Source organism: Catalinimonas locisalis, from assembly GCF_038039535.1.
Classification (GTDB): domain Bacteria; phylum Bacteroidota; class Bacteroidia; order Cytophagales; family Cyclobacteriaceae; genus Catalinimonas.
On record NZ_JBBPHP010000031.1, the window covers coordinates 60,326 to 78,169 of the forward strand.

Annotated in this window: 6 protein-coding genes; 5 read left to right on the forward strand and 1 reads right to left on the reverse strand. The window is 44.4% G+C overall.

Translation table 11 applies throughout. The annotated features are described in order from the left end of the window. Positions 1-2: 2 nt before the first annotated feature. Positions 3-2,939, forward strand: coding sequence for a serine hydrolase (locus WJR50_RS25425; RefSeq protein WP_341296118.1), 2,937 nt, complete (start codon positions 3-5; stop codon positions 2,937-2,939). Between the two features lie 24 nt (positions 2,940-2,963). Then, the gene (bshA, locus tag WJR50_RS25430) at positions 2,964-4,109 is read left to right on the forward strand and encodes an N-acetyl-alpha-D-glucosaminyl L-malate synthase BshA (RefSeq protein WP_341296119.1); all 1,146 of its coding nucleotides are present in this window, start codon (positions 2,964-2,966) and stop codon (positions 4,107-4,109) included. Here bshA and WJR50_RS25435 read toward each other — a convergent pair. Beyond that, positions 4,106-5,272 carry a trans-sulfuration enzyme family protein gene (locus tag WJR50_RS25435; RefSeq protein ID WP_341296120.1) on the reverse strand — a complete coding sequence of 389 codons (1,167 nt, stop codon included), beginning with the start codon at positions 5,270-5,272 and terminating at the stop codon, positions 4,106-4,108. The genes bshA and WJR50_RS25435 overlap by 4 nt on opposite strands. A gap of 129 nt (positions 5,273-5,401) precedes the next feature. Between WJR50_RS25435 and WJR50_RS25440 the strand changes: the two genes are divergently transcribed. The 3 genes from WJR50_RS25440 to WJR50_RS25450 all read left to right on the forward strand — a co-directional run bounded on the left by WJR50_RS25440 (position 5,402) and on the right by WJR50_RS25450 (position 17,804). Further along, positions 5,402-6,124 (forward strand): DUF952 domain-containing protein, encoded by a 723-nt coding sequence (locus WJR50_RS25440; RefSeq protein ID WP_341296121.1) that lies wholly within the window; start codon positions 5,402-5,404, stop codon positions 6,122-6,124. Between the two features lie 49 nt (positions 6,125-6,173). Next, positions 6,174-7,817 carry a glycoside hydrolase family 140 protein gene (locus WJR50_RS25445; RefSeq protein WP_341296122.1) on the forward strand — a complete coding sequence of 548 codons (1,644 nt, stop codon included), beginning with the start codon at positions 6,174-6,176 and terminating at the stop codon, positions 7,815-7,817. A 402-nt stretch (positions 7,818-8,219) separates the two neighbouring features. Then, positions 8,220-17,804, forward strand: coding sequence for a beta strand repeat-containing protein (locus tag WJR50_RS25450; RefSeq protein WP_341296123.1), 9,585 nt, complete (start codon positions 8,220-8,222; stop codon positions 17,802-17,804). The last annotated feature ends 40 nt before the right edge of the window (positions 17,805-17,844 follow it).

A 17,844-nucleotide genomic window follows, 5' to 3' on the forward strand; every position in this document is an offset into this window, starting at 1 on the left:
AAATGAAGAACGCCCTTATGTTGAAAAAAGTTTTTCAGCACTTGCTTTTTCACATGACCCTCACAGGAACTGTCCTGCTTCTGGCAACACAGTTGCTTATGGCGGGAACTCCTGGTAGTAGAGCACCAAAAGAGCAGTGGATAGCCCGTGTTTTTGATACCCTTAGCTTAGAACAAAAGATAGAGCAACTCTTCGTATTTTCTCTATACGAAAATCGTGATAAAGAAGATATACAAGACCTTCTGACTTTAATCAGTAGCCACAATATTGGCGGCGTTTATATGCACGCTCAGGAGGTGTCTGCACATCTGGCGATGACACGTCAGTTGCAGCAGTCAGCAGCCTTCCCTTTACTCATAGGGATGAATGCTCGTCTGGGTGCAGGTACGAGTCTGGACAGCGCTATCAGGTATCCTTCTTTTATGGCCCTCGGAGCCATACAAAATGATGCGTATCTCTACGATCTTGGTGCGGAGATAGCAAGGCAGTGTCGTCAATTGGGAGTCCACATTAACATGGCTCCCATATTGGATGTAAAGGATGGTAAGGTAGTATCAGAAGAAGCAGGTGATGTAATGAGCGATGATTTTGGGCAGACCTTTGCCAAAAGCTTGAGTTATATGCAGGGAATGCAGGACTATGGGCTTATTCCCTGCTATAAGCAGTATCCCCTGGCCTCTCCCTTGGCAATGGCCGGGATGGGAGGCAGAGCAGCTTCTGCCGGCGTACAGGAAGGGAAGCTGGTAGCTCAGCTCAACTTTACGGAGAAAGGTGAAGAAATCTCTGACAAGTCATTTTTACTTCGTAATGCTGTTCCCGAAAGCTATCTCTATGAAAAATATCTGAAGTTAGAGGGCCTGGTCATCTCCAAACCCCTGGGCAGTATGCAGGGGGATATTGGTAAATTGGCTGTGAAAACACTACAGGATGGCAATGATATGCTCCTGGCAGGAGCAGAAATTGAACAGGCCATCAATGGAATAATAGCTGCACTGGCTAAAGGGCAACTGGAGGAAGAGGATATTGACCGCAGAGTTCATAAAATACTCAACGCCAAATATCTGGTGGGGTTAGATGGGCAGTTGGCTGGCACATTAACTCAGTCTGCCAAGAAAAAGGAGTCGCTCTGGAAGGCTGATGCATATATGCTCAAGCAGTACCTTTATGAGGAAGCTATTACAGTAATTCACAATAAGGAATCGCTGATACCGGTACGGGTGCTGGATACCACCTCTTTTGCATCCCTTTCAGTGAATCTCGATCAGGAAGGCAGTAGCCCCTTTCAGAAAATGCTGGACAATTATGCGACCTTTACCCACTACTATATAGAGAACAATAAAAAGAATATTAATTACAATAGTCTCTATAAAGAGATAAACCAGTTTGGGCATGTGATCGTAGCGCTCTATGACCACTCTTCACGCAAAGGGCCTCAGATTGATCGCGAGTTGCTCACCTTTCTTAAATTTTTACGAAAAAAAACCAATGTTACGGTGGTGGCATTCACCCAGCCTCACTATCTGACGGACCTTGAAGATTTTCCGAGCCTGGTATGTGCCTATGAAGAGGATCCGGTGGCACAGGAAGTAGTGCCCCAAATTTTGTTCGGAGCCATTGGAGCTAAAGGACGTTTGCCGGTCAATGCTTCTAAAACATTGAGCGCGGGTATAGGCGTCAGTACACGTGGGCTGGCCCGGTTGGGATATGCACAGCCGGAGGCGGTAGGCTTAAATGCAGATACTTTGCATCTGATAGATTCCCTGGCGCAGTGGGCGATTGATGAAGAGGCAACGCCCGGTTGTCAGGTACTTATCGCCAGAAGAGGTAAAATAATATGGGAAAAAGGCTATGGTTACCAAACCTATGATAAAAAGGAGCCTATTACCCCCGAGACTATTTATGATATCGCCTCGGTAAGTAAGGTTGCGGGTACCATGCAGGCGATCATGTTCTTGCAGGAGAGAGGGACGATTGACCTGGACGAAAAAATTTCGGTGTACTTGCCTGAGCTCAAAGGTACTGACAAAGAAAATATTACGGTAAGAGAAGTATTGTTGCATAGGGCTGGCCTACGTTCTTTTATCCCCTTCTGGTCAATGACTAAAGACCGCAAAGGACTGAACCCCGACCTGTATCGTTTTTCTCCAGAAGAAGGGTATAATATGCAAGTAGCCAGTGGGTTGTATGCTGTAAGCAGTCTCAGAGATTCTGTGTGGCAGTGGACGATTGACTCTAAATTATTAAGAAAACGGGGCAGACGTAATCCTGCCTGGAAACCTGAATATAATTACCGCTACAGTGATTTGAGTTTTTATATGCTACACCGTTTGGTAGAGCGTATGACTAACCAGCCTATGGATGAGTTCTTATATCAAAACTTTTATGATCCCTTAGGCTTGCGCACGCTGACCTACCGCCCGCTAAAAGAATTTCCTACCGAAAGAATAGCTCCAACCGAGAAAGATACTCATTTCAGAGATGCTTTGATAAGAGGCACTGTACATGATGAAGGAGCAGCACTTTATGGGGGAGTAGCCGGACATGCTGGCTTGTTCAGTAATGCGCATGACCTGGCGGTACTCATGCAGATGAACCTGCAGGACGGTATCTACGGAGGAGACCGCTATTTTCAGGCAGGTACAGTGGGGAGGTTCAGCATAAGGCAGTATAATGATAGCCGGAGAGGTTTGGGCTGGGATAAGCCAGAATATATCAGGGATGGAGGACCTACTGCGCCTGAAGCATCCTATTCTTCCTTTGGCCACCTGGGCTTTACGGGAACTGCAGTATGGGTTGATCCAAAATATGACCTGGTTTATATATTCCTTTCCAATCGTATACACCCAAGTGCCCGTAATACAAAACTTCTTACGGAAGGTGTGCGTACAAAAATACAGTCGGTAGTTTACCGTGCTATGGAAGATTATAACGGTCGTTGACCTCTCATTCATTTTTTATACTAGATGAAAATAGGTATTGTTTGTTATCCTACCTTTGGCGGTAGTGGCGTAGTGGCTACCGAACTGGGAAAAGCTCTGGCCAAAAAAGGCCATCAGGTCCATTTTATCACCTATTCACAGCCTACCCGCCTGGACTTCTTTAATGAGAATTTATTTTACCATCAGGTAGATGTGAGAACGTATCCCCTCTTTCAGTATCCTCCTTACGAGTTAGTATTGGCCAGCAAGATGGTAGAAGTGGTAAAATATGAGAAACTGGACGTACTGCATGTACATTACGCTATTCCTCATGCATCAGCAGCCTTTATGGCCAAACAAATATTGGCTACTGAAGGAATTCACATTCCTGTAGTGACCACACTGCACGGTACCGATATTACATTGGTGGGTAAAGATGCTTCTTTTGCTCCTGTCGTTACTTTTAGTATCAATGCTTCTGATGGTATCACAGCGGTTTCTGAAAGCCTGAGGTCCGAGACCTACGATTATTTCAATATTACCAAAGACATCAAGGTAATCCCCAACTTTGTGGACCTGGAACGCTTTAAGCGTCAGCGCAAGGATCACTTCAAACGAGCCATTTGCCCTAATAATGAATGTATGATCGTGCATGCCTCTAACTTCCGTAGGGTGAAGCGTGTAGAAGATGTAGTGAAAGTATTTGATAAAATTCGTAAGCAGGTTCCTGCCAAGCTATTGATGGTAGGAGATGGACCGGAAAGATCCAATGCAGAAAAGCTTTGCCGTGAGCTAGGTACCTGCGATGATATTCGTTTTCTGGGCAAACTGGAAGCCATAGAAGAAGTGCTCTCCGTTGCCGATCTTTTCTTGATGCCTTCCGAGAAAGAAAGCTTTGGGCTGGCAGTGCTGGAAGCTATGGCCTGCGAGGTGCCGGTAATTACCACTAATGTGGGTGGCCTTACCGAATTAAATATCGACGGAGAAACCGGCTATGCCCTTCCCGTAGGCGATATTGAAGGAATGACAGAAAAGGCAGTGTATATACTTTCTTCAGCAGAAAGATTGAATGCTTTCAAGAAAAGAGCATTGGCAAGAGCTAATGAATTTGAAGTTAGTCAAATCGTGCCTATGTACGAAAACCTTTACCAGGAAGTGCTGGATAAGTTTCGTGACATAGCGATATCCTAGGAGGTAGCGTAGATTCCGGCCAGCTGAAGTGCCTGCTCAAGGTCTGTGATGAGGTCCTGCTCGTCTTCTATTCCTACGGATAGTCTCAACAGCACATCTTTTACTCCGGCCTTCTTCCTCTCATCGGGCGGTAATAAAGAATGAGAAGTACGGGCGGGCATATTTACAATCGTTTCTACGCCTCCCAAACTCACTGCCGGAGCTATTACCTTAAAGCGTCGGATCAAAGCCTCTGCTTCTGCACCACTACGCAAAGCTGGCTCAAATGAAAGCATCCCCCCAAAACCACTCATCTGCCTGCTGGCAATCTGGTAATCAGGGCTTTCCTTCAGGCCGGGATAGTAGACCTGCTGAACTTTAGGGTGCTGCTGTAAATATTCAGCCAGTGCCTGAGCATTTTTATTTTGCTGATTTACTCGCAAGGATAAGGTCTTGAGACTTCGTTCTATCAATGAGCAGGTCGTAGCATTCACATTGCTGCCCAAAATTTTTCCACTCTCGCTAATGATATTGCGCAATTCATGAGAAGTAGCTACAGCCCCAAAAAGCAGATCGCTGTGACCGCCCATATATTTGCTTCCGCTATGAGCTACGATGTCTATCCCAAATTTAATGGGATTCTGGTTGATAGGAGAAGCAAAAGTATTATCAATCATAGTCAGCAGCCCGTGATGTTTGGCAAGCTCAGCCACGGCCTTCATGTCAGTTACCCTCAGGAGTGGATTGGAAGGCGTTTCAATATAAATCATTTTGGTTTCAGGACGTATGGCTGCTGCCATCGCTTCCGTATTTGCTTCGGCAAAACTATAACTGATGCCAAACTGGGGAAGCATCTTTGTCGCCATCTGATAAGTACCTCCGTAAAGATCTGTCTGGAAAAGCACATGCTCACCGCTCTTTACAAGAGCCAGCATACTATTGCTGATGGCAGCCATGCCGGAGCCAAAGACAAGTCCTGCTTCACTACCTTCCAGCGCGGCGATCTTAGCAGCTACAACTTTCTGATTGATGGTATTAAAATTTCGTGGATAACGAATCTCATCCTGATCCAGAAAATCTATGGCAGATGAAGTAAAGATAGGTGTATTAACCCCTTCGGTATTCATGCTTTTTTCTTTTCCGGCATGTACACAAAGGGTAGCTTTTCCACTTTGATCGTTCATATCTTTAGCAAATAATTGATTGAGCCCGGAATATGATAAAAATACTGTCAATGTACAAAAGCTACAGCAGAGATTCTGCCGTCAAGGAGTAGTACGGATTCATGAATATATTCTATCTTCCACTCTCGAATGGCAGACTTTGAAGAGAACATAGCGATTGCTTACCTGCAACAGGATGAAGACAAGGAAAATAAGTGCGTACTAACCAGCCAGCGTTTGGTAGTGATACATCGCGGTACGGTCAATAGCTTTGAGAGGCACCATATTAAGTCTTTGGACTTCAGTAAACGTAGAATTATGCTACCGCTGGTAAGTGGAGGTATCATGGCGCCTTTGAGCCTCATTGCTATTTTTCTCAATCTATATAATCCCTGGCCCCTAATGTTTGTATTCTTTCTCGGCCTAGCCCTATTCTACCTGGGCTGGCAGCAACATCCGGTGCTTACTGTCAGAGATAGCGTAAAAGAACACGATTTCTTTTTGCAGGAAGTAACGCCAAACCTGCAGGCCTTTGTATCATTTGCCAGGCAGGTAATTTTTAGGGGTGAAAGCTTTTTGTATTATGTGCTCCCCCTGGACGAATGGGAGAGAATTGAGAAAAAAGAGGTGGCTGTTGAATCGCTTTCTTTGAAAGAAAATAATTTTATTCGTTTGATGAATAAACAACAGTTATCCAGATGGAGAAGGCAAAAACGTGTGGCTTTGGAAGCTTACGTAATTCTTCATATTGACCCATTGAAGGTTAGCGGTAACATCCGCTATGAAACCACCGAGAGAGGCTCTCCCGAGCTGTATGCACATCTGTACGGACCTATTGACCGGGAAGCCATTGTAAAAACGGAGCTTAACTAATGGAGTAAATCCTGAAAATGGATATATTATAAACATACCTAAACTACTCATGACAACCTCAACTTCCGTAAAACTATTTGTAATCATCTTCATACTCATGATAGGATCAACTACTTTTTCTCAGGCACAGGTACAACAGTGGATGAAGCATGAACTTACTTTTGAAAGTGACAAGCAGTATGAAAATCCGCTGTACGAGCTGGATAGCTTTTATACAATATTTACGGCCCCTTCGGGCAGGATACATAAGATTAACGGATTTTGGGATGGAGGGAAAAGCTGGAAGGTCCGCTTTATGCCTGATGAGGTTGGAGAATGGCAGTACCAAACATCCTGCTCAGATGAGACTAACCTAGGACTATCAGCTCAGGAAGGGAGCTTCCTTTGTGAAAAAAATACCAAGGAGCATGCTATCTATCAGCAAGGTAACATCATCCATAATGAAGGAGATTACCACCTGAGCTACGCGAATGGCACGCCCTTTTTCTGGCTGGCCTGTACTGCCTGGAATGGTACGCTGAAATCTACCGAAAAAGAATGGGAAGATTACCTGACCCACCGCAAAGCCCATAACTATAGTGTAATACAGTTTGTCACTACCCAATGGCGGGCGTCAGAGGTAAATAGCCAGCTTCAGAAGGCTTACAGCGGTCAGGGGAAAATCAAAATCAACCCTTCCTTTTTTCAGCACCTGGATCAAAAAATAGATAAGATCAATGAGCACGGATTAGTGGCTGCTCCGGTACTGCTATGGGCATTGCCTAAAGGAGAAGGCAAAGAACTCAGCCCCGGCTATGCCTTACCCCAGGAGGAAGCTGTCAAGCTTGCTCGTTACATGGTAGCCCGTTATGGTGCCCACCATGTCATCTGGATACTGGGAGGAGATGGATGGTATACGCATCTGTATGAACAAAGGTGGAAAAACATTGGCCGTGGCGTATTCGGTGATGAACATCCGGGTGTAGTAGCCCAACACCCTATGGGACGCTCCTGGATTGGCGAGGCCTATGCAAATGAAGACTGGCTGGATATTGTGGGTTATCAGTCAAGCCATGGAGTGAACGCCGGAACTATTGACTGGATTAATAAAGGCCCGATGAAGAAAAACTGGGATAAGTTGCCTGCCCGTCCTTTGATCAATATGGAGCCTTGCTATGAGGAAATTTATTTTCGTACTACGGATACCCATGTACGCAATGCTTCTTACTGGAGCATCTTTGCCACTCCAGTGGCGGGAGTTACTTATGGAGCCAATGGCATCTGGCCATGGATACGTAAAGGAGAAAAGATATTGAATCATGGTTCACTAAGCGAGAAAAGCCCCAGTACCTGGAGAGAAAGTATAGACTTTCCGGGCAGTCAGCAGATGGGTTATCTGGCTAAATTCATACAGCAATTTGACTGGTGGGAATTAAAGCCTGATCATGATTTACTACAAAAACAGCCGGGTGACAAGCAGTTTGACCACTATATTTCGCTACTGCGTACCGATGATTATCGTACAATACTGGCTTATATTCCCTTCAGGACAGAAGTACAGATCACAAATGCTCAGAATATTAATTACCGAGGGCAGTGGTATAATCCGGTAAAGGATAGTTATAGGGATGCTGAAATTGAAAGTCGCTCCAATTCTATTTTTGCCACACCTCCCGATGAAGGCGATTGGGTACTGGTGCTGAGAGCGGAATAATTAGGTGAAGCAATAAAATTTCTTACATATCAAATATCCATTTTTTTTGGCTTTGCACTTTTGTCGTAAGCTTTAAAAAGAATTGATGGAAATGTTTAAACACAATAATTTTTTTAAAAGTAGAGACTTAGTACAATTTACCTAACTACCCCTCCCTATGCTTTTCATGTGCAGTAAAAATTAAAAAAGTAGTTTTTCAAAATATCTAGCGCAAATAGTTTGAAAGGTAATTTTTTTTACAGAAGTGAAAAGCTAAGCCATTTTTTTAGCATTAAGCAGAGAAATAATATATAACTATTATTGAAGAAGTAGAGGCCAGTTGAGCCAAAAAGTGACTTGCGGGCATTTGCAGCATATTTAGCCCTATTTTTCTGATTCTGATTGAGCAAATCAAAAGAAATCATGAAGAATCAGATCGCTGCGCTTTGGATAACAGCTATTCTATGCTGTCTTACCTTTTTTGCTTTCGGACAAACTACATACTACAGTCGCCAGAATGGAGCCTGGAATAATCCTGCTACCTGGTCAACAGATAATCATATAGGAGCTGTAGCCTCGCAGGTTCCCGGCTCAAACGCCACAGATATAGTCATCATAGCGGCAGGCCATGCAGTAGATTATAATGCTTTTGCAAACAGTGGGAATAATGCGGTCATTGCCGCGCTTACAATAGGTACAGCCGATGGTGCAGGCACTTTACGCTTTCCTTTCTCCGACTACAATGGGGGGGCAAATGGAAACTTAGATCGTTTGAATAATAATAGCGGTTATACATTGACAGTTGCCGGAGACGTGGTCATTGCAGTTAATGGAAGCATTATTTCTACGGAGGGAGGAAGTGGTTCTCCCTTAATGAGTGGAACTGCTCGTAATGAGGACCATTTTTTGAATATCCGGGGAAATCTCAGCAACGGAGGAATAATTGATCTGGAGGGCAGCAGTACCTCCCGAATAGTGAATGTGTCTTTTACGGGGGCAGACAATCAGATTATTTCAGGAGAAGGCACTTGGGATACCTATAGTATTACTTATAATAATACCGGTTCATACCCAAATAATCAGATTGAGAATCAGTCGTTAGCTTTTACTACTTCTGTAGAAGCAGGAAGATCAAACTTCGTTCAGGGCACTTATGTGCATAATAATGGAGGTATATACAATAACCAAAATAACAGCCATAACAACTATACTGATGTATCTTTCATTATTCTGGATGGCGAGTTTAATATGGTGGTAAACAGAGCTGGGGATGGTAATTTGTTCCTCACCAACGGAAGCATTACTGTAACAGGCGGACAATTTAATGGTGGACACGGAGGTGTGGGTAGTGGTAATGTTACCAACATTACTGTAGATGGAAATATCACCGTATCCGGAACAGGTATTTTAAATATCGGAGATGGTGACCCGGCTACTGCTACTACATCTACAGACGGAACGCTTGTGATTGGAGGCAGTACTTCTACACTCAATGCGACTACCCTCTACTCTCATGATCTGACCCTAAGTGCAGGTGCAAATTTACAGATAGAAAATGGAGCTAGCTGCTCAATAGGCAGTAGCATTAATAATACTGGTGAGTTAATGCTGGATGGCATAAGTGGTAACGGATCATCATTAACTGTAACAGGGAGTTCAACCCAGCTCAAAGTATTTAATAGAATATTTATCCGAGAAGATTGCTCATTTGTCCAGAATAGCGGTACTGTAGAAGTAACACCGAATTTTACCACCGGAGGTGATCCCGAATCCATTCAGATAGAAGGGGCCAATGCATCATATACAATAGTAGATGGAGCGCTGAACGTCATGACCAGTATTAATGAGGCTAATGTTGATGCCATCATTCTGGAGGCTGAAAACGCTTTGATGGATATTCAAGGGGGTGTGGTTACTCTAGGCAATACTGCAAGTGGAAGAGGAAGGCTGAGGTTTCGGCAGGCAGCAGGGGAAACAGCTAATTTTACAGTTTCCGGCTCAGCCAGTATCACTGTAGCGGATGCGATTCAGAGAAATACAGCAGGTTCTGTTTCTAACATCACCCTCTCAGATAATGCTACGCTTTTAGTAGGTACCGATAATAGCAGCGGAAATGTAGGCGTATTTTTTCACGAAGGAACTTTAACAATCAATGATAATGCTACCGCCAGGTTCGGAAACTTCGGAGATCTGCAAGATATAGTGATTAATGGTAGTGGTACCTTAGAAACCGGGACAACGGGTGTAAGTGGAAGAGTAGATATCAACGGCTCCTTTAACTACAGTAGTCCCACTGCAAGCTGTACTTTTTACAGTGGTATGGATATAGAAGCCGGAGCTAGCGTCAATATTTCAGGAGGAGTCATTGACATTTTACCTGATCTCACTTCGGTAGCAGATACAAGGCTACAAATCCGCGGTGAACTGCTGATGAATGGCGGAGTAATCAATCTCGGAGCAAGTGTCACGGATATTACCAATGGTAATCTTTTGCAGGTGTACGATGGAGGCGTGTTGACAATCAATGCCGGTACTTTCAATATGCTTAGCAGCCCGTCTTTAACTTCGCTAGCTAACCGCAATCCATTCAATATCACCAATGATGATGCCGGTGAAGATGCTACCCGAGGAGATGGTACGGTCAATATTGGCGATGGAACAGGGGGGGTGAATACTGCCCGGCTAATCATAGCTCCTAATCTAGCGGCAGAATTACCTGCACCATCTACCCGCAACATTTTTGATATGGATGGAGCTAATAGTGTATTGACAATCAATACTGATGGGTATTTGCAGGTAGGAGGAGGTAATATTGGCAATTTGAGGTTAAATACCTCAGGATCGCGATTTCTGATGAATGGAGGCACTTGTGATATCACAGCCTCTCTTACCCTGGATAATGGTACCGAACTGCATATGAACGGAGGAGTGCTTAATGTAGGTACAGGAGATAGTAATGGAGCAAACCGCTTTATCTTTGCAGGTAATCCCTCTGAGCCGACACGCGTGTTACTCAATGGAGGAGCTATTAATGTAGGAGATGGCAACAGTGATTTTGTAATAGGAAACAGTAATAATAACCCTTCTTTTGGAAACGCTGCATTTCAGAGCCTGGAGATAAGCGGAGGTACCTTTAACCTGAATGGTAGCTTCCAACTGGATGATGCCAATGCCCGTTTTATCATGAGTGGGGGTAATTTCAATATCAATCCTCGTGGTGCTCAAAACACTCCGGCTGATGAAAATGTATGCTACTTCAGAAGAGGAATCGTGGACTTTAGCAGCGGGCAGATTACCATCATAAATCCCCATGAGGGAAGCGGCGCCGGTTATGGGCTGAATGTCAATGATCAGGGGGATCCTAATAGTGGAAATCGCATCAGTGGATTGCCTTCCGGTACCACTCCTACGGCAGCCAACTTTAGCGGAACTTTCCGTTTTGGCAATGGTACGTCAGCCCTGAGTGGTTCGGTTGATGGCTTTGACCTGTTACTTTCCACCAGCCATACTTACGGTTCATTTATTATAAATAATCCTAGTGAAACCAACAGGCAGGTAGAACTGGTAAGCGGAAGTAAGGACATACAAATGAACGGTAACCTGATTCTTTTTGCCGGCTCTTTTGATATCAACGATAATACGCTCAATCGTAATGCGCTTGGAGGAGCATTGACCATTAACCCTGCCGGACACCTGATCATTGGTAGCAACAATGGGGCACATCATTTTCCCGGAAACGCTACACCCTTTAGCAGCTACTCACTTGGGGTAGGGAGTACAGTAACTTACGATGGAGATGGCGATGCAGCAGTTAGTCTGCCCGGTACAGCGCAGTTTTCTAACCTGATCATCTCAGGTACGGGTAATAAAACCCTTTCCTCCCCTGAGACTGTCAGAAATATCCTAACTCTGGAAGGAAGCTCATTCGTAAGTGGAAGTAATCTCACCATGGCCTCAGGATCAACCATATTGCGTAACGGAACAGATATGGCTGGTATCATGACCGGAAATGTGCAGGGAAATAATGCATATACAGTAGCTTATCATGGTCTTTCTAAGACTACACAAAGTTCTGAGTGGTCAGGTAACGGAGCCAAGTCATTTACCATAGCAGTTGATCCTGATCAGACCCTCACCCTCCATACCACTCTTACAGTGGGTGGCACTCTGTCGCTAAACAGTGGTACTTTCTTGGACAATGCGCATACGCTTACCGTACAAGGAAATGTTACCAACTCTGCGCTCCATACCGGGATCGGTAAAATACTCTTAAGTGCTAGTGCTACCACTCGTACGATTGGAGGTAATGGAAACGGTATCTTTCAGAATCTGGAACTGGATGACACCCGAGGAGCGAATTTTACGGCTGCACAAACCATCAACGGAAGCCTCATGTTTAGCGATGGAGTTTTGAATATTGATAATCATGCATTGAATTTAGGAGTGAATGCTACAGTAGCAGGAACTTTCAGCAGCAGCAATATGATACAGGTAAACCCTGGTGCCGGAGCCGCAGGTGTGGTTAAGGCGTATAGCGAAGCAGAAACTTTCACCTGGCCGGTAGGATCAAATAATAAATATACACCTGTCACTATTCAGGTGATCAATACCACAGCGGGAGGCTCTATTACAGTAAATCCGGTAGATGCAGAAAATCCTTTTACGACCGATGCAGGCAACTTCTCACTGGATTACTACTGGATTGTAAGCCGCACCGGTTTCGGCTCCGAAACGGCAAACCTGAGCTTTACTTATGATCAGTCGGACGCTGATGGCAGAGGAAATGAGGCAGGCTATGTACCAGCCCGCTATTCTCCTACTACCTGGACTAACCTTAACAATGTAGCCCTGGTAGATGAAAACAATAATGTGATCAGCTTCAATAATGTAACTTATATCAATGGACAGTTTACGGCTGCAGAACCTTCCGAATTCGGTACATTACTCACCTACTATAGTCGGGCCGATGGCAACTGGAATACCGTGTCCTCATGGTCCACTACTTCATTAGGAGGCCCCGTAGCCATGACCATTCCAGGCAGTAGCACTCCGGTAATCATTGGAAATAATAATACCATTACCGTCGAAAATAGCAATACCAATGCTCCCAGTGTAGAAATACAGGAGACGGGGACACTGGAACTCGCTGATGCTACCAGCGGACATAACTTTGGTACAGTGAGTGGTACAGGTACACTACGTATCCATACAAATGATACAGATGCTACGCCTTTTCCCGCTGGAAGCTATACTGACTTCTTGAGCGCTTCAGGCGGTACAGTAGAATACAGTGGAAGCGGTTCATATACTATATTAAATTCGCCCTCATCTTTCCATAACCTGACTATCTCCGGCTCAGGAATGATTACCTTACCTTCAGTTGACTTTAATATAGAAGGAAATCTATCTATTGAGGGAAGCGCTGAGGTTTTGGTGAGTAATACAACCAATGGCAATCTTACCGTAGCAGGTAGTTTAAGTACTTTATCTGGTACTACTTTGAGATTACGCTCCGGCACAGCCAGGACTATTGCTATTGGAGCAGATATTATCAATGAAGGTACTCTTCATACCAATGGTGGAGGCGTGAGTGCCCATGCTTTAAGCCTCGCTGGAAATCTCACCAATAATGGGGTTTTTGATATGGCCAGTACCGCCAATCATTATTGTAATGTTACCTTTAAGGGTACTGAAGATGCTACAGTAAGTGGATCGGGCTCCACTACCGACTTTTATCGCCTTACCCTGAATAAAGGAACTTCCTGGAACAGTGCCTTAGAAATAACGGCAAGTAATTTTAGTCTCAGCGCCCCCACGAATACAGTTGATAAAGCCCTTGAATTGCTAAATGGGACCCTTATACTCAGCGCGCCTCACACTCTTACTTTGAGCACAGGTGGAGGGCAGTTTTTTATTCCTCCTACCGCTGGCTTATGGCTTAATGATGCCGGAGCTACTGCCGAAATCACCTCCTCGTCTTCTAATCTTTCTCTTGCCGGCCTATTGAGGCTGACAGAAGGGTCAATCAATATTGGTGATGACGTCAGCGGGGTAGATTTTAACGCGATCTATTATACCACCGGTAAAGCCACAATCAATGTGGAAGGTGGAGCCCTTACCGTTGGAGGTGAAATCAGGCCAAACCCTGCTTCAGCAACTTTAAGTTATTCGCAATCAGGGGGCATCGTCAGGCTGGCAAATAACCGCAGTAGCACAGAAAGTATCAATAATGATTTTGAAGCAGATTTTTGTATAGAAACTGGTGCAGGCAGTAGCTTTACTATGTCAGGAGGTTTGCTGGAAGTAGTGAGAAGAAATTCAGGAAGTGATGGTAAAGCTATCAGAATCAATAGTGGAATCAGTCATACCGTTAGTGGAGGAACAGTAAGAATATTAAACTCCAGTACTGTAACCAACTTTGACGTAGGCATCACTTCGGCTGCTCCATTCTGGAATCTTGAGATTGGAGAGGGTAATCCCTTTACAGAGCGAGTGGGAGCATCCAACGGTGGAGAGCAGGATTTAACAGTACTCAATGACTTAACCATCAATCTGGTGGGAGGTACTTTTAAACTATACCGGGCAAATGCCACTAACCCTACCAATAACGATATAGATCTGAACCTGGGGGGTAATTTTACCATTAGTAATGGTAGCTTTGAGGCCGGTGATCCCAGTATTGTTACTTTTAATGGCTCAGGCTTAGCAGGACAATCTTCTCCTCAAACGATTAGCGGGTCCCCTACTTTTTGTAGCGTTAATGTGAATCATACCAATGGATCTGGCAGTGTGCAATTGGCTTCAGATATCAGGGTACAAGGCAACTGGACGTATACTGCGGGTACATTTGAGCAAAATGGACAGCTTATCACTTTTGACGGAGCAGTCAATCAGGTAATTGGAGGCAATCCATTTGGATTTGACAACCTAATGATTAACAATGCAGCCGGGCTAAGGTTAAGTGCCAGCCAGATGACTGTCAACGGAGATTTAAGTTTGACTGAAGGAGTTCTCAACCTGGGAGCTAATCAACTTTCCTTCGGGGCTACCGCTACAGTATCTACGCCTACAGCCTTTGGTCACAGCCGTATGATCATCACTAATGGGCAGGAAGCTGCATTGGGTATGGAAAAAGTATACACAGGAAATACTTCTTTCTTATTTCCAATGGGTACGGCTGCAGAATACACACCCGCAAACCTGGAACTTACCAATCATGTTTCTAGTGGTGACGGAGTAATTAGAATAAACCCGGTCGCAAATCGCAATCCATTGTCTCCGGTAGGCAAGGCATTAAGCTATTATTGGAACGTAGAAACTACTGGTTTCGTAGCTGCCCCGGAGATAACCCACAACTATACTTATGATGAATCAGATGTAGCAGGTATAGAAACTTCTTATGTGGATGCTTATTATGATGGTACTGCCTGGCAGACAGGCGTAAATACCCATGTGGATGAAAGTACGAATGTTATTTCAGTTTCAACGGATGAAGTGTTAGATCAATTTGCGTTTACCGCTGGCTATGATTTTTCACCTCCAATTATCTATTACAGCAGAAGCAGCGGTGATTGGAACGTAAATACTACTTGGTCTACCGATCCTTCCGGTACTCCGATTGCGGGCATTGTTCCGGCATCTGAAAATCCAGTGATCATTCAGGCAGGGCATACTGTTATCATTCCATCCTCAACTTCAGTTAGCGCTGCCAACACAACTATTGAAAATACTGCTGTCCTTGAAATCCACGAACCCAACGCCTCAAATTATGCCATAGGGACAGTAAATGGTACTGGTACTTTGAAGTTTAGTGTTGGTGCAACTCCTTCACTACCCGTCTTATCCAATAGTTTTGTGAATGCTGGTGGAGGTACTGTAGAATATGAGTACTCGGAGAATGCTCCACTGCCTACTGAGCCTTCAGCATATCATCACTTGATTATTTCCGGAACCAGAGTTTATTATTTGAGTGCGGATTATACCATTCGTGGAGACCTGGCTATTACAACAACTAATCGATTAGAAGATAATGGTTTTTCTATAAATGGCTTGGCAGGCAGTACTTTTACATTGGCAAATGGGTCAGAACTTAGAGTAGAAGGCACCCATACCTTTCCTGCGGGCTTTGGTACCTATGATCTGCAAGCGGGGAGTTTGGTTCGGTATAGAAGTAATAGTGCTCAAACTATAGCTAGTCTGAGTTCATATGCATATCATGATCTTACATTGGAGTCCAACGGAATAAAAACATTAGAAGGAGATATTTTTGTTAATGGAGATTTATCCATTATGACGGGGGCTACACTGGATGCCAGTAATTATGATATTTCGCTGGGAGGAAACTGGCGTAGAAACCCTGCAAATAACAGCGTATTTCTTCCCGGTGCATCCACGGTAACCTTCAATAGCGGAGGTGCGCAACTCGTTGATTTAATTACCGGAGGTAGCGAAGCAGAGACTTTCTACAGTGTAGTGATTGCTAATGGTACAGCACTTTCCTTGGACCCAATAATAGATGAAACCTACCAGACCACTGCCCTCATTGTTACAGGTAACCTCATCATATCCTCCGGTACCCTTGATCTTAAAAATAAGCCACTCACCTTATCAGGTAATTTGACTAACAATAGCAGCAGTACTTCTCCCATTATTAATGCAAGTAATATTTCTTTTGATAATACCCTGGTAAATCAGACCATCGGTGGAAGTAATAGTTTAGTGCTGGAGGATGTCACACTGGAGAAAGCCAGCGGTACAACCCTAGTATTGGATACACTGCTAACCGTCAATGGTACGCTGGACTGGAGCAATGATGGAACAATTACTTTGGTAAGTGATGACCTTAGCTTCGGGCCGTCTTCAGCGATCAATGGTGCTTTTGGCCTCAACCGTATGATTGTTATGGCAGGTACTGCTGATGGGCCGGAAGTGATCAAACAGGGCAATACAACTGCCGATAGCTACGATTTTATTTTTCCATTAGGGGTTAGTGGAAATTATACTCCAGTAGCAGTAAATGCTACAGCTATAAGTGGCAGTGGAAGTGTAGCAGTGCGTTCTGTTACAGGGAATAATAACGGGAATTTTACCCTGCTTGAGCCGGGGCGTGCCATTGACTGCTATTTCACATTCAATTTGAATGGAATTTCCAGTCTTACGGCTGCTCTAGACTTCACCTATGCTGATGCTGATGTACAGGGTAGTGAGATCAATTACCTTTCCTGGGTATATGAAGGAAGCACGATTACCGCAGAAGCCAGCAATGGCTTTGTAACAGCGGCAGCCAATAGATTTGGCTCAACAGATATTACCATCACAAATGCCGCAACAGAATGGATTGCTGCCGAAGCAGGAGCTTTCTTCCCTAAACTCTATAGCATCGTAGCCAGTGGCGACTGGAACCTACCCACAAGCTGGAATACCGCAGCTGATGGTATTGGGAGTGCCGCTGTTCCTACCCAATACAATGATGTGGAAATTCAGAGTGGAGATATCATCACAGTGGGTAGTAGTTCTTCAGTAGCTTCTTTGCAGCTAGACGGTCAGTTGGAAATCACTAATGCTGCCTCAGCTTATAATTTAGGCGTACTCACTGGTAGTGGGAAGTTGACTCTAAATTCAGGAGAGCTGCCGGCTTATAATGCTTTGGGCACCACGTTCTTTGATAATGGTACGGTAGAGTATGCAGGGGGAGGCGACTACAGTTTACCAGCTTCACTTACTCAGTATAGAAATCTGGAAATCAGTGGTGGGGGCATCAAAACGATGAGTACCAACCTCACAGTATTGAATGATCTTACTATTGATGCAGCTACACTGGATGCGCATAGTACCAACCACTATAACCTTTCTCTGGGAGGAAGCTTAAACTTGCAAAATAGCGGAGGCTTTGAGCCTAGGAATGGGGAGTTTGCCCTGATAGGAAGCAGTGCGCAGTCTGTACCCACAGGTATTAGTTTTAGTAACCTTCGCGGTGGTGTTACACAAAGTATGAAAGATCAAACGTAACCAAAGTTGATGTAAAAGAAAGCGATTTCAAAAGCAATGA